Source organism: Thermogemmatispora argillosa, assembly GCF_059696725.1.
The window spans coordinates 2,890,368-2,905,123 of sequence record NZ_AP019377.1; the positions used below are offsets into that span (position 1 = coordinate 2,890,368).

Consider the following 14,756-nt stretch of genomic DNA (forward strand, 5'->3'; position numbering starts at 1 on the left):
AGGCACAAGCGCTGCTGGGGTGGCAGAAGAGTACGCCTCTTTTTGTGAAGACCACGCTTGAACATAGCCTGCCTAGCTAGCGGGAGGAGCAGACGGAGCGGGAATGGCAGCCAGCGACCAGAAGAATCAGCGCAAGGAGCGTATTGTACCGGGTGTCGAGGCAAGACGCACAGCGCGGGCCAGCGCTGCTGCCGGCGCCGTGGGGTCGAACCGTGTCCGTGTTGAGCAGCGAACCCCTGGCCCTGGCTCTGCTAATGCCCGCCAGGCTCCTAAGCGCGCTTCAGGTTCGCGCTCACCGAAGCGTAAGGCTTCCTCCTCGCCTTCGTCACCCCCAGATCAGACCGGCGATGAGCGCTTTATCAATTGGTTGCGCGCGCAGTGGCAGCGTCTCGAACCGCATCAACAGCAGCAATTCTACAGCTTCCTCCTTTTGCTGCTCTCCTTACTCCTGCTTGGCTCGCTGACGATCTTTCGCCAAGCTTTTATTCTGAAGGACTTCTACGCGTTTTTCATGACCTTCTTCGGTTGGGCAGCCTATATATTAGCGTTAGGCCTGCTTGCTCTTGCCGTGGCCTTAATGGTTGAGGGTCTAGCGCGGCGCAGCCTGCTGCGCTGGTCACTGGTGGGCGGCCTGGCCCTGCTCTGGCTTCTGCTCCTGGCCGAGAGCCAGCTGATTTTCGGGGGTGAGACTGGCGGCTTTGTCGGCGCGCTGCTCATTTGGCCTCTCCGCAACTGGCCCGCCGCCGTCGGCCATATTCTCATCCTGGGCCTGATCGTTATTGTCAGCATTGTGACTTTCCGCATTACCTTCGGCCAAATTTTGGCTGTCGCGCGCTTTGTGCGACGGCTCTTTGCCGATCGTGCCGAGCGTCCCAGTCGTGGCGGCGGCGGCGAACGCGCTCGGGGTCCTTCTCCTTTCCTCGGTCAGCGTCCTCGCTACAGTCGCTATAGCAATCAGGCCCAGGCCAGCAATAGCGACAGAGCGGATGCCAGGACCGCTCATGAAGCCGGGAGCTTCCGCTCCGCTGGCCAGTCTCAGCCCGGCGAGGAGTCCGCTTTCAGCGACGAAGAAGAGGACATCATCGAGTTCGAGCCAGATTTCGAGAGCGAGGATGAGCAGAACGACAGAGGGGCGTCTCAGCGCCTCCCGATCGGTTTCGCTGCGCGGGGCTCTCAGCCATCTCCCAAGCCGCTTGATCGTCAGGAATATCAGGCCGCTACACGCGGGGCTCAGCAGCAGCCGCTGCCTTTTGACTCCGAGCGGGCTCCGCAGCAACCATTGCATATTTCGGAGGGCAATGTTGTACCCAACCTGCCCGAAATGGAGCCGCTGACGCCTAACCCCCTCAAGCGACCCTCGTTCGCTGCAGAGGCTGCTAAGGGCTCCCAGTCGCGGGGCGCTGGCCAGCCGCCATCTCCCTGGAAGCTACCGGATCTCAGCCTGCTCAATCGCCCCGAAGATATGAAACTCCAGATGCTTGGTGAGGATACCGTGGCCCTGGCCAAGTTGATTCAAGACACCCTGCGCAGCTTCCGCGTTGAGGCTGAGGTCCGACCCGAAGATATCAGCATCGGCCCCACGGTCATCCGCTTCGGAATTCGCCCAACTGGTAAGCCGGCCATGCAGCCCGATGAGAAAGGGCGCCTGGTCCCTGTGCGCGATGCTTCTGGAAACATCGTCTATGAATCGCGCACTCGCGTGAGTCGTATTATGGCCCTGCAGAACGATCTAGCGCTGGTACTGGAGGCGCGCTCGATTCGCATGGAGGCGCCAGTCCCGGGCCGACCCTATGTTGGCGTTGAGATTCCTAATAAAAATAGTCGCCTGGTGACACTGCGCGAGGTGCTGGAGAGCAAGGAGTACCAGGCGGCGCGCGCCAAGTCCAAGCTGGCGGTGGCTTTGGGCAAAGATGTCGCCGGTGCGGTGCGCGTTGGCGACCTGGCGCGTATGCCCCACCTGCTGATCGCTGGCGCCACAGGAGCGGGCAAAAGCGTCTGCATCAATGCGATGATCGCCACCTTCCTGATGCAGGCCACTCCCGATGATCTGCGCCTCTTGCTCGTTGATCCTAAAATGGTCGAGCTAACGCATTACAATGGCATCCCTCATCTGCTGATGCCCGTAGTGACTGAGGTCGATACCGTCGTGGGCCTGCTCAAAAACGCGATTCACGAGATGGAGCGCCGCTATCGCCTCTTCTCGCGTCTGGGAGTGCGCAATCTGGACAGCTATCGCAAGCTGCGTAACGAGCGGCTGGCCCGCGGAGACAACTCGCTCCAGAATCTGCCCGCTATTGTCATCATCATTGATGAGCTGGCCGACCTGATGATGACCGCTCCCGAGGAGGTAGAAGGTCTGATCTGTCGTCTGGCTCAGCTCGCTCGGGCCACGGGTATTCATCTGGTAGTAGCTACCCAGCGCCCTTCGGTCGACGTGATTACCGGACTGATTAAAGCCAATATTCCGACACGCATCTCCTTTATGGTCAGCTCGGCCATCGACTCGCGCACCATCATTGACATGGGCGGAGCCGAGCGCCTCCTGGGGCGCGGCGATATGCTGTATCTACCCGCTGATGCTGGCAAGCCGGAGCGTATTCAGGGGGCCTTTGTTGCCGACGAGGAGATTGAGCGCCTGGTCTCCTACTGGAAAGAGCAGGCGGCCCAGCATCGTCCGGCAGGCACGCCAGAGGTTGAACCCGGTTGGGAGATCAAGGAACAGGACGCCGAAGAAGCCACGCTTGACGATGAGCTATTAGAGCAAGCAGAACAGGTAGTACGTGAATACGGGCGCGCATCGATCTCGTTACTGCAACGGCGCCTACGCATCGGTTACGCCCGCGCGGCTCGCCTGATCGACCTGCTGGAGGCCCACGGCGTCATCGGTCCCCAGGAGAGCGGCGGACGGGCGCGCGAGGTACTGGAGAGCCATGCAGGGCCAGGCGGAGGCCGGCACGATGGCGAAGGGCGCACGCTGGCCGATGAGGTGGAGGAGATTATTGCCGAGGAACGGGCCAGGCAGGAGGCTCTCCGTCGCCAGCAAGAGCGCCAGCTACGTGAGCCACGCGTCGCCGCTGACCACGAGCCGCCCCTTGGTGAGGATCAATGAAGAGCTAGCGATGGTGGCTCCATCCGCGCCCGACCAGGCCCATCCCTGGCTTCATTCATGTTACCATTGCCCTGCGCTCGCACCTCTCTCGCCCGATCGATTGATTGACCACGCCCACGGCAGCGGAGAGGCGGCAGGCTGAGCAGCGAGTCAGCCACTCAGCACAAGCGGGCAGGGCCGACAGCCAGGCAGCAGACCACGACTGGGGCGGCGATCAGGTCCGGGCTGACTCACCAGCCCTCGGCCTCCAGCTCCTTGAGCAGCTTCTGATCCTCTTTGCTGCTCAAATCTAGCTTGGCAAAGAGATCGGGGCGCCGCCGGCGTGTGCGCCGCAGGGCTTCCTTTCTCCGCCAGCGAGCGATCTGCGCATGATTGCCCGAGAGCAAGATCTCTGGCACCTTCCAGCCGCGGAACTCGGGCGGACGGGTGTACTGGGGATACTCGAGCAGATAATTGCTGTGCGATTCTTCGTGAGTTGATTCGTCATGCCCCAGAACACCGGGGATCAGGCGAGCGACGGCGTCGACGACTACCATTGCTGGTAGCTCGCCGCCGGTGAGCACATAATCGCCGATCGAGAGCTGATCGGTAGCCAGATGCTCGGCTACGCGCTCATCGACCCCCTCGTAGTGACCACAGATCAGCGATAGGCGCGGCTCACGCGCCAGCTCGCGCGCGATTTGCTGGTTGAATAGCCGGCCCTGGGGAGTGAGCAGAATAATGGGGCCGCCCTGATAGACGGCCTCGACGGCGGCAAAAATCGGCTCGGGCTTCATCACCATCCCGACGCCGCCACCATAGGGATAATCGTCGACAACGTGATGCTTATCGGTCGTAAAATCCCGAATGTTATGCAAGGCTATCGAGAGCAGACCACGCTCACGGGCACGTTTCAAGATGCTTTCAGAAAACGGCCCTTCAAACATGGCCGGGAAGAGCGTGAAGATGTCGATGTGCATCACTGTCCTACCTGAAGGCTTTGTGTTAAAATAGCACTGACATCGAACGTTGACAATCCCCGGCGGGAGGCCGTGCCAACCCGCCGGCCCCGCTCTGTATCCAGAGAGATGCCTTATCTCTGTTTTTGTCTTTGGCGGAGCCTGCCATGTCCCGATCCCTGACGCAGCATTTCAAGGACCTGCATGGCCAACTTGTGATTCTTATCGGGAGCGCCATTCGCCTCCTGGGGGGAGAGGCCGGGCTATTCGTGGTTGCCAACGAGGCCTTTGACCCCCAGAGTAGCGAAGAATACACAGCTTATCAAATCAATGAGGCGGCGATCGCTAGCCTGCTGGCCCACATCCAGCGCGGGCCACTGCCTACCCCGGCCCGTCCCTTCGTCGTTGAGCGCCTGCCAGCTTCCCTATTGGATGAGCTGGACCTCTTTGCGGACTTCATCGGGCCGGACGCCGATTCCAAGACCGTCCCTGTCCAGGTCCACAGTGGTCAGCGCCCCGCCGGCTCCGGCCTTGAAAGCCATCGCCAGGCCCAGGAGTATGAACGTTGCTCGCTGATCCTCCACGATCAAGGTGGCTTGATAGGGATGCTACATTATCTTCGCCCCGTTGGACGCAACTCCTGTCTGGAGAGCGATGAAATTCGCTTCGCCCTCTTCCGGGCCCAGCTTGCCGCCAGTATGCGCTTTGCCCTCAAGGCTCAGTCGCTGGTGCGCGAGCAGGAGCGTCTGGCGGCTATCTTTCAATACAGCACCGACGGCATCCTTACCGTTGACCATGCCTTCCGCATCATCGACTTTAACCCGGCGATGGAACGACTGACGGGCTGGCGCGAAAGCGAGGTGCTGGGCCGTTTTTATTATGATGTGCTGCGCCCCAAGGATCGGCAAGGCAACGACCTGGGACTAGAAAATTCGCCCATCTTGCAGGCGTTCGCAGGCAAGCCCGTGGTCAACCGCGAGATCCAAATCACGGCGCGGGATGGCCAGCGCTTCAGCGTCAGCGTCTCCGCCTCCTGCGTCCACTCAGCGCGCGGCGAGCCGATGAACGGCATTCTGACGGTGCGCGATATCACCCGCGAGCGCGAACAGGAAGAGCAGCGCTCGATGTTCATCTCGGTCATCTCCCACGAGCTGCAGACGCCGATCGCCATCATCAAAGGCTACGCCTCGACGCTGGCACGCGCCGACGCCAGCTTTGACCGCGAGACCCTGCGTGCACGCCTCCTCGCTATCGAGGAGGAGGCTGATCGTCTCAATAAGCTGGTGGGCAACCTCCTCTATGCCTCGCGTATCGAAGCCGGCGGCCTGCACATGGAGATCGCTCCCCTGGACCTGGAGCCGCTCATTCAGGGCGTCGTGCGGCGCTTCCAGGCCAGAAGCGCCGACGTCGAGATTAAGGTACAGCTCCCTCCCAATCTACCGCTGGTCATGGCCGACCGCGACCGCATCGAGGAGGTCCTGGAAAACTTGCTGGATAACGCTATCAAATATTCGCCACGGCAGCGCACTGTTACCGTGAGCTGCTCAACCGTGGGCGATGAAGTGATTGTGAGCGTCAGCGATCAGGGCATGGGTATCTCCCTGCGCGACCAGGAGCGGCTTTTCCAGCGTTTCCAGCGCATTAATCACCCGTCAACATCGGGGCGCCCGGGCGCCGGCCTCGGCCTCTATATCTGTCGCGCAATCATCGAGGCTCATGGAGGGAGGATCTGGGTGGAAAGTGCGCTGCATCAAGGCTCAACCTTCTCGTTCAGCCTGCCTCGCAAGGAGAAAGCGCAATTGCCAATGGTGGTGTTTTAAAGATGGAAAAGGAAAATTTCGATCATCGTGATATTACTATCCTCATTGTCGATGATGAGCCACGTATTCGCGATCTCGTTCGAATGAACCTCGAGCTAGAGAACTATCATGTTTTGGAAGCAAGTAGTGGAGAGGAGGCCCTGGAGCAACTGCGTGAAAACCTGCCTGATCTCATTGTGCTTGACGTCATGATGCCTGATATGGATGGCTTTGAGACCCTGCGCCAGATTCGCGAGGTCTCGACCGTGCCCGTGATCATGCTGACAGTGCGCCAAGACGAGCATGATCGCATCCGCGGTCTGGACCTGGGAGCCGACGACTACATCGCCAAGCCCTTCAGCCCGCGGGAGCTGCTCTCGCGTATTCGCGCCCTACTGCGCCGGGCCTTCATGCCGCCACCGGCGCGCAAGACAGAGATCGTCGTTGACAAGGATCTCAAGATCGACTTTGCCAGGCGGGAGGTCATTGTCCGTGGCCAGAAAGTCACGCTGCGTCCGACCGAGTACCGCCTACTTTATCACCTGGTGAACAACGCCGGGCGCTTACTCACCCATGAAACCCTGCTCTCTAAGGTTTGGGGTCGAGAATATCGCGACGAGGCCCACTATCTGCGACTGTATATTACCTACCTGCGGCAAAAGATCGAGAAAGATCCTGCCCACCCTCAATATATCTTGACAGAGCGGGGCGTAGGCTATCGCTTCAAGGAATTGGAGGGCTAAGCGACCATGTACAACCAGGTTCGGGGTAGAACCTTGTGTCCTCGCGAATGGCTGGGCTTGCTGGCTTTGCCGCTGCTTCTACTAATGGTCACAGCGAGCGCCTGTGCGCCCTTTGGCAATGCCGCCTCTGTTAAGACGCCGGCGTCTGGCGACGTCACGGCCAGCCCGAAGCCGTCGCCGACGCCCCAGAACCTGCCCGCGCTTTTGCAAGCCGAGCACCTGCTCATGACCACCGAGCACCCCCCTCGTGACCTCTACAGCCTCGCCCAGCGTCTCAAGCTGCATAGTCCGCGCGCGTTGCCCCACCGCGGACGCAACACACCGCTGAATGCGCACATCGGCCAAGAAGACCAGTTCTGGCTGATCAACCTTGATACCCACCGCTACCAGCGCATTCGCGCCAGGCTCGTCTACATCACCCCCCATGTCTATATGTACGTTGAGGATGGCCAGAGCGTCAGCCTGACGGCCCTCAAAAGCTCAGCCGACCTTTTTGAGGAGCGCATCTATCCTGGCGAGCATGCTATCTTCGGCAGCGAGTGGCAGCCAGGCATCGATGATGATCCCCACCTGACGATTTTGAACGCCGCGGGGCTGGGGAGCGGCGTCGGCGGCTACTTTTCCTCCGATGACGAGTATCCAGCAGCCATCAACCCCTACAGCAACGAGCGCGAGATGATCTACATAGACCTTGATACCCTGCTCCCCGGCACGGCGGATTACAACAGCACCCTCGCCCACGAACTGCAGCACATGATTCACTGGCATGTCCATCCAAGTGACCCGAGCTGGGTCAACGAAGGAATGTCTTTGCTGGCTCAGCACATTAACGGCTTCTCCGTCGACGGCGTCGACCGCGCCTTTCTTGCCCATCCCAATACCCAGCTCACCGACTGGAGTGATGCCATGCCAGCAGCCCTCGACCACTATGGAGCCGCCTATCTCTTTCTCGCCTACTTCGCCGAGCACTACGGCGGCTATCCCATCCTCAAAGAGCTGCTGAGCGATCCCGCTGATCCCCCCCTTAGCTTTGACCATGTCCTTGCCCGTCATGGTTATAAAGACCGCTTTGACGACGTAGTAAATAAGTGGTACCTCGCCAACTTCGTCCAGGACTACAGTATCGATCAGGGAGACTACGGCTACGCCACCATTCAAACCGGGCTTAGCGTGCCGTCGCAGCCAGTGACGAGCTATCCCTTCGCCATGATCAACAGCATTCAGCAGTACGCAGCAGAGTACTACACCTTTGAGCCAGCAGGCCAGGCGGGCGTTTTGACCCTGACCTTTAGCGGCACACCCACCACGCCGATTATTGCGAACACGCCCTACCATTCGCACTATGAGTGGTGGAGCAACCGATATGATAATATGGATAGTACCCTAACTCGCGCCTTTGACCTGCGCGGGCTTAAAGGCAAACACGTCACTCTGCAATTCGCCGCCTGGTTCGACCTGGAACGCGATTATGACTATGCCTTTGTAGAAGCCTCGACCGACGGGATCAACTGGCAAACGCTGCCTGGACGCTACACCACGGCCAGCAACCCCAATGGGGGGAACTGGGGTTATGGCTATACAGGAACCAGCGGCGGCGCAAGCCCGCAATGGGTAGAGGAGCAGATTGATTTGACCCCCTACGCTGGTCAGCGCATCCAGTTGCGCTTTGAGGAGGTCACCGATGATGCAGTTAATCGCCAGGGCTTCGCCCTCGCCTGGATACGCATTCCAGAGCTGCACTTCGAGGATACCCTGACCAGTGACAACGGCTGGGTCAGTCACGGCTTTATCCGTTCGGCGAACGTGCTACCGGAACACTATAGTGTCCAGGCTCTGATCTATGAGGGCCAGAACTTCAGCGTTCGCCGCCTTGCTGTTGATATGGCCAGCGGGCAAGCCACTATGACCATCCCGGACTTTGGCAGGAAGGTCAGCCGTGTCGTTCTCGTCATCTCCGCCTGGGCAGTTGCCACATCGCTCCCAGTCCGCTACCAGCTCACGGCCCGGCTCGGGCTATCAGCCTAGCTGAAGCCCCACGGCCAAGCCGCGCCGCGCTGGATCAGGTGGCTAACGAGGGAACCAGAGGGAGGCAAGAAGCAGACTTATGTACTACCCACCCAGTGATCCAATCAAGACAGCAGCCGCTCTGGCAGCCTGCCAGGGTGGGCAGCTTCATTCATCCACAAGCAAGCAGGCAGACAAACCATAGAGCAATCAGGCTCCATTGGGCCTTATCCTGAGCTGAGCTGAGCTGGAGCTGAATGGCAGCGTGCGCCAGCCGCTGTTGAATCTCAAACTGTCTATAGGCTTGGTTTGTTGTATAGTTAGTGACCTTGTCTAGACTAGAGGGGATGGGAAAGACCTTGAACAAGAAGGAACGTGTTGACGCCGCCTTGCGCGGCAAACCGGTCGATCGCGTGCCGGTGAGTATGTGGGGGCACGACTATGAGCGCGAATGGAACATGCAAACCTTTGTCGAGGCCATGATCGAGAACTTCACGCGCTATGACTGGGACTTTCTCAAGGTGAACCCTCGTGCCTCCTACCACGTCGAGGGCTGGAAGGTCCGTGTGCGTCCCTCTGGCGACAAATACAAGCCGCCGATCTTCGAGGATACCCCCATTAAGAGTACAGCGGATTGGAAGCGACTACGCCCGCTGGAGCCAACCCAGGGAGCGCTGGCAGAGCAGCTACGGGCCATGCAGCTCATCAAGTATCATCTTGGCAACGATGCCTACTTTGTCCAAACCATTTTCTGCCCTCTGGGAGTAGCCAAATATCTGGCGGGCAACAGTACAGAGGCGGTGCTGCATAGCATTCGCGAAGACCGCAAAGCCCTGCATACCGGGCTGCGGACCATCCTGGAAACATTCATTACCTTCGCCATCGCCTGCATGGAAGAGGGCGCCAGCGGCATCTTCTACGCCACCAATGGCTGGGCTCGCGAGGGCCTGCTGACCCAGGACCAATACCGCGAGTTCGGCGAACAGTACGATCTGGAATTTCTGGACGCCATCAAGGGACGCAGCAAATTCACCATTCTGCATAACTGCGGTCCCCGCATCTACTTTGACCTGCTGGCAAACTACCCTGTCCATGCCATTAGCTGGGCCGCCACCCTGGAAGGGAACCCCGATCTACGTGAGGGCAAACGCCGCTCAGGAAAGGCGGTGATGGGCGGCATCAGCGAAAAGACCGTGCTGCGCACCGGTACCCCCGACCAGGTACAGGAGGAGGTGCAGAAGGCTTTGGAGCTAACCAACGGCGAACACTTCATCCTCGCCCCAGGCTGCGCTGTCCCCCCAGATGTCCCCCCTAGAAATTTGGAGGCCATCCGCCGTATGCTGTCTTGACACATGTCAAGGCATTCGCTATACTGCCACGATAAGGAGCGGCGCAACCTGTTCCCTTTAGCAGGAAGAGGTTTCGCGCTGCGTCAACGCTCTGGCAGGTATCAGTACGCGGCGCGACTCTCTCAGGTCGCGCCCAATTCTTTTGTTGTTGGCTGGCCAGCTCGGCTCGGCTTCGTTCGCTTAGCCTGGCTCGGCTTGCCTCGCCTCGGCCTGGCTTGGCCTGGTTCGGTTTGGTCCGGTCCGGTTCAGTTCGGTTCAGTGACGAGGATGCGTAAGCGACGGTCAGCAGCAGCAGTAAGGAGGAGTGGGGCGAAGTTGCGATGGCATAGAGAGGAAACAGCTCGGGGCTGGGAACGTTACCAGCGCTATCGTACGCTGCGCGCGTACTCAGCTGGGGGCGTGGTTTTCCGCCTGGTTCCTGCGCCTACGCCAGTCCCGATCGCCCAAAGGCAACAGCAAGAGCACTACGCCAGACAGCGATCCGTTCAGGGGAAAGCGGTACGCAATCAGAAGGCCCCCGCTGGGAGCGAAGGGATGAGCATCGAGGTGGCCCTGGTCGGGCGCAGCCATCCAGGGATCTGGGTCCTACCAAAGGGGACGCCCCATGCTGGTGAGACGATTGAACAGGTGGCCCTGCGCGAGGTGCAGGAAGAGACAGGCCTGCAGGTGCGCCTGATCGCTTATATTGGCACGATCTCTTATCGCTTCGTGCGCGATCACATCCGCTACTATAAGCAGGTGCGTCACTTCCTCCTGGAGGCCATCGGCGGCGATATCGCGCTGCACGATCATGAGTATGACCGCGTGGGCTGGTTCTCCCTGGGCGAGGCCTGCCGCCTTCTGACCTATCAGAACGAGGTCAATATTCTTTACCAGGCGGAGGCCATTCTGCAGCGCTGGCTACAACAGCGGCACCGACAGGAAGGATCTTGTTAGCCCTATGCACGAGCAACAAGAGCACGTACGCTATTCCCTGTTTCGGCGGATCTTCTTCCCCTATAGTGGCGGAGAGGCGCTGACGATCAAACAGAGCCTGCGCATCATCATCGCCTGGATACTGGTCGTTCCAGTATCTATGACGCTGCTGACGCTTGTCCTGTCCTTGCTCCTCGGGTTCTCTCCGCAGCACATTATTCTACTCGCACTCATTACGTTCTTATCAGGCGTGATGGTCTTTGGCCTCTTAAGCCTGGTCGTCATCGCCACCAACAATCGAGCCGCGCGCCTGCGTCAGGAGCGGCTGGCTCGCTTAAGCCAGAGAAGCCAGACAGCAGAAGAAGACCGTGGAGGTAGGTATGGATCTTAGTGTCGAGGGCAAATCTGAGCGCATTCCTCCCGGCTCACACATTTGCCAGCTCTATAGCAAAGTGACGGAGATCCCAGGTGTGACGGCGCGTCTCTTGCGCGTTGGCCTGGCAGCCTCGGAAAAGTGTCTCTTTGCTGCCGCACCTGCCCAGGTTCAAGAGCTGCGCGAGGAATTGGTGAAGCTGAACGTCGATGTCGCTGCCGCGCTTGCCAGCGGACAGCTGGTCTTGCATGAGGAACGGGAAAGTTTCCTTGCCAATGGCTCCCGTTTCGATCCCTATTTCTTACTCTCGTCTCATCAGACGTTCATCGCTCAAGCTCTCCGCGAAGGCTGGAAAGCCGTGCGTATCTCTATCGATATGACCTGGCTGACCAGCGATGTGGCGACTCCCGAGCAGATTCTGAAGTACGAGGCAGCCTCTGACGCCGTGTTCACTTTCCAGAATGCGCCCATCATCGCCCTAATGCACTATGACCATAGCAAGCTCATGCCCGGCCTGGTGGCTGAGCTGCTCAAGCTGCATCCTATCTCCGTGGTCGGGAAATACATCAAACGTAACCCTTATTACCTCAACTCGGAGCAGTACATGCTCAAGGTACTGCGCATGAGTCGAGATAAGGACCAGGGACGCGCCGGCTCGTAGACGAGAGGCAGGCGCCTTTCGTCTGGCAGGAGACAGACAGTTTTCGAAGAGCTGTAGGCAAGCACGGAGGCAGAGGAGGCTGTCCCGACGTCGCCCGAGGGCAAGGAGCCGGGCCAGAGAGAAGGCTTCTGTTCCGGTAGGGTCAGCATATGTGTCCTGCCCCGCCGTGTCCTGCCCCACCTGGCCCGGTCTCTTATCCAGCCGGTGGCTTCTCCAGCTCGCCGGCTGAATAACTGATTCACCTACCAGCGCCGTGCATGAACTTTTGCTGCTGCGCTCACGTTCAGCCTCACTGGCTTGCTATGTTGCTTTCCAGCTCGGCTGCTTACTGTGCTGATCCTCTAGCTGAAGAGGTTGCCCAGGCCCCCAAAGTTACTGGTACCCCCGGCCTGGGGAGCACCTTCGTACTGGGGTGGATGATAGGTCATAGACTGGATACCCACCCGTCCCGGACCAATGAAGCGATTCAGCGTGATCGAAGCGCCCGCCATAAAACCACCGATGGCCCCCAGAATGCCCCCACCGCGCTGCGAGCCGGCCACAGTCGTCACTGTCATCTGCACTGAAGGATCTTTCCAGAGCCAGGCCCCTGGCTCGATGTCCAGCGCTTCGCCGGGGGCCAGCATCTTTTCAAAGACATTGCCATATCCATGCAGCAATAGAAGTCCCTCACTACCAACAGCCGTGAAACGGTCAATAAAGAAGCCTGTACGGCTAAACAGGATGTTGGCAATTCCCTGCACAAAGGTAAAGTCGTACTCAATGTTGCCAGTAGCCACAAGAAACTGATGCTCGCGCACCTCAACGGTCTGGCCAGGCTGGAGGCGTAAGGCGACAATCTGGCCAACCGAGTCGCGGGAGAAAGCAATATTGCCAGGCCCATAAGCCTCGGTCAGGAAAATCTGCAGTCCGGCAAAGAAACGACGCGCGGCCCCTCTGAGTGATTTGAAGCCGATTTGAACACCAGGATGCTTCCAGAGCAGAATATGATGCTCGAAGTAGATAGGCATTTGGCTGCCGAGCATGATATCAACAACCGGCACAAGCTCGCCCTCGATGGAAACGGTCATATCGGCAATCTGCAAAGGGCCGCGGGGGTTATGCAGCTCAGCACGGGGCACAGCGTTGCCAAAAGGACTGCTGCCGTATTCTTCATACTGCTGGGGGGGCACATATCCTGCAGAGGGAGCGCTATAGGGATCAGCCGGCCCCGCCGAAGACGAGGGCGGGACGGGAGTCCTCCCCGCCTGCTGCAGCGGCATCCCACAAGTACCACAGAAACGCGCTCCATCAGCGACTTGACTTTGACAACGGGGACAGATCATTACCAAAAACCTCCCGGGTGCTAGGTTCAAACAAAATAGGCCAGGCAAGACATAGCAGAGACGTAGCAGCGGCCAACTCAGCTCAGAGTAGAGGGCAAACGCTCGGCTCTGACCGGCCTCGCGCCATCCATCGCAAACAACATCACGGCACAGTCATTGCTCTGCCGCTTTCGGTCCTCTTGCTTTCCCCAGCAGCTCGCCTGACCACCCACCAGTCACGCTGATCACCCGGCTCTACCTGGACAGCGGCAGGGAGGCCAGGCAGGTAGACAGACAAGCCAATCAGCCAGCAGAGCAACGAAAGCGGGGCGTGTTGCCAGTTCGTCACCATCATGGCTCTCGTTCGCCCCTTGCATGCATTGACCTCGCCTCCTCTGCTCCGGCTCCGCGTAGAGCGGTATCAAGCGAGCCTGCTCAAGAAAGCAGAGGCACGAAGACAAGAAAAGTAGCATACCCTCTCTTGAGAAATATAAACGAAGAGAAAGCCTTGAACTCAAGAACGAGCTGCCAGATGGGAGCATGAGCCTGCCGCCCGGCTAGCCGAGCAAGCGGCGAGGAGAGAGGCAAAGCCAACCGAGGCGGTGAACAGAGTAGAGGAGGAGAGAGCACCGACCGCCCAGCCGTTCAAGCGGCAACAGACCCCCCTTTCTCCAGGCAGAGCCGGAGTCACACACACTGCCAGAGCGGGGGCAGGAGGCAGCGAGACTAGAGCACACTGCCCTACGCTACTTACTACCTACAAATACATAGGTCTTATCCGTAACCTGAGCGCGCGCCGCGCCAATACCCACAAAGGCAAAGAGACCCTCAACCGCGGGCCAGCGCAACGCGGAGCAGAGCAGGCAACCTAGCCACGTATGTAGCGAATCAACGGGAGCCGCTGAGGGTCTCCGCCAGCGACCATCGAGATCAACAAGCAAACAGGCAAGCAGTGCGGTGCCAGACGCAGCTATGGGCGGCTGCTAGGTGCGGCGGGCAGCGCACAAAACATGCTTTCTCCTGATCGCCAGTCACCGGCTCGCGAGCGCAGCGCCAGGTTTTGGCTCTCACCGGGTTCCCATCGACCAGCAAGCAAGCGAACAGATCAATCAAGCAGTCAATCGAAGAGAACCGGATCGAACCAGGCCACTAGAGCACGAAGCTATCAGCGAGCGGGCTGCGGTTGTTACCATTCTCCCGCTTCTCATTCAAGTTCACTGACTGCTGGCTACCAGTCTGGCGCATCTGCTGAGATGGATAACTGGCATTTTGAGCCGTATTGGGCGTTACTGGAGCGCTCTGAAGGTTCTGCAAGCTCTGTAGAGCAGCCTGAGACTGAGCCATAGGCTGATCGGTAGCCAACTGAATTGTCTTCCCCTCGATGACCACCGCGATGCCGACGCCGCGGCGCAGATCGGCAAGCTGGCGGCGCAGCTCACGGTTCTCGGCCTCCAGGGCCTCCATCAACTTCTTTTGCTCCAGCAGCAGCTGAGCGATACCTTCGAAACCAGCACTAGCACTGCGTTCCATAGCGGACTCCTCCTGCGTACTCCGTGTACCC

The 14,756-nt window shown here is 59.3% G+C and carries 11 protein-coding genes; 8 read left to right on the forward strand and 3 right to left on the reverse strand.

Annotation, left to right across the window (positions count from 1 at the left end):
* Positions 1–103 precede the first annotated feature (103 nt).
* The gene (locus AC6H1L_RS11305) at positions 104–3,109 is read left to right on the forward strand and encodes a DNA translocase FtsK (protein ID WP_497597611.1); all 3,006 of its coding nucleotides are present in this window, start codon (positions 104–106) and stop codon (positions 3,107–3,109) included.
* A 230-nt stretch (positions 3,110–3,339) separates the two neighbouring features.
* On the opposite strand, the gene trmD is transcribed toward AC6H1L_RS11305, so the two are convergent.
* The gene (trmD, locus tag AC6H1L_RS11310; protein WP_497597612.1) at positions 3,340–4,068 is read right to left on the reverse strand and encodes a tRNA (guanosine(37)-N1)-methyltransferase TrmD; all 729 of its coding nucleotides are present in this window, start codon (positions 4,066–4,068) and stop codon (positions 3,340–3,342) included.
* Between the two features lie 146 nt (positions 4,069–4,214).
* Between trmD and AC6H1L_RS11315 the strand changes: the two genes are divergently transcribed.
* From AC6H1L_RS11315 to AC6H1L_RS11345, 7 genes are all read left to right on the forward strand, one after another.
* Positions 4,215–5,867 (forward strand): sensor histidine kinase, encoded by a 1,653-nt coding sequence (locus AC6H1L_RS11315; protein ID WP_497597613.1) that lies wholly within the window; start codon positions 4,215–4,217, stop codon positions 5,865–5,867.
* A 2-nt stretch (positions 5,868–5,869) separates the two neighbouring features.
* Positions 5,870–6,589 (forward strand): response regulator transcription factor, encoded by a 720-nt coding sequence (locus tag AC6H1L_RS11320; protein ID WP_297160113.1) that lies wholly within the window; start codon positions 5,870–5,872, stop codon positions 6,587–6,589.
* Between the two features lie 6 nt (positions 6,590–6,595).
* On the forward strand, positions 6,596–8,614 hold the full coding sequence (locus AC6H1L_RS11325) for a hypothetical protein (RefSeq protein WP_497597614.1): 2,019 nt from the start codon (positions 6,596–6,598) through the stop codon (positions 8,612–8,614).
* A gap of 338 nt (positions 8,615–8,952) precedes the next feature.
* Entirely contained in the window at positions 8,953–9,942 is a 990-nt protein-coding gene (locus AC6H1L_RS11330) for a uroporphyrinogen decarboxylase family protein (protein ID WP_497597615.1), read from the forward strand.
* 315 nt (positions 9,943–10,257) lie between these two features.
* On the forward strand, positions 10,258–10,878 hold the full coding sequence (locus tag AC6H1L_RS11335; protein WP_497597616.1) for an NUDIX hydrolase: 621 nt from the start codon (positions 10,258–10,260) through the stop codon (positions 10,876–10,878).
* Positions 10,879–10,882: 4 nt separating this feature from the next.
* Positions 10,883–11,248, forward strand: a complete 366-nt coding sequence (locus AC6H1L_RS11340; RefSeq protein WP_497597617.1) for a hypothetical protein — start codon at positions 10,883–10,885, stop codon at positions 11,246–11,248.
* Positions 11,238–11,891, forward strand: coding sequence for an MEDS domain-containing protein (locus AC6H1L_RS11345; protein WP_497597618.1), 654 nt, complete (start codon positions 11,238–11,240; stop codon positions 11,889–11,891). The genes AC6H1L_RS11340 and AC6H1L_RS11345 overlap by 11 nt, the downstream gene beginning before the upstream one ends.
* A gap of 341 nt (positions 11,892–12,232) precedes the next feature.
* On the opposite strand, the gene AC6H1L_RS11350 is transcribed toward AC6H1L_RS11345, so the two are convergent.
* The gene (locus tag AC6H1L_RS11350; RefSeq protein WP_497601537.1) at positions 12,233–13,153 is read right to left on the reverse strand and encodes an AIM24 family protein; all 921 of its coding nucleotides are present in this window, start codon (positions 13,151–13,153) and stop codon (positions 12,233–12,235) included.
* 1,191 nt (positions 13,154–14,344) lie between these two features.
* A complete protein-coding gene (locus AC6H1L_RS11355) occupies positions 14,345–14,725 on the reverse strand; it encodes a hypothetical protein (protein ID WP_497597619.1) in 381 nt (126 codons plus the stop codon).
* Positions 14,726–14,756: the final 31 nt, after the last annotated feature.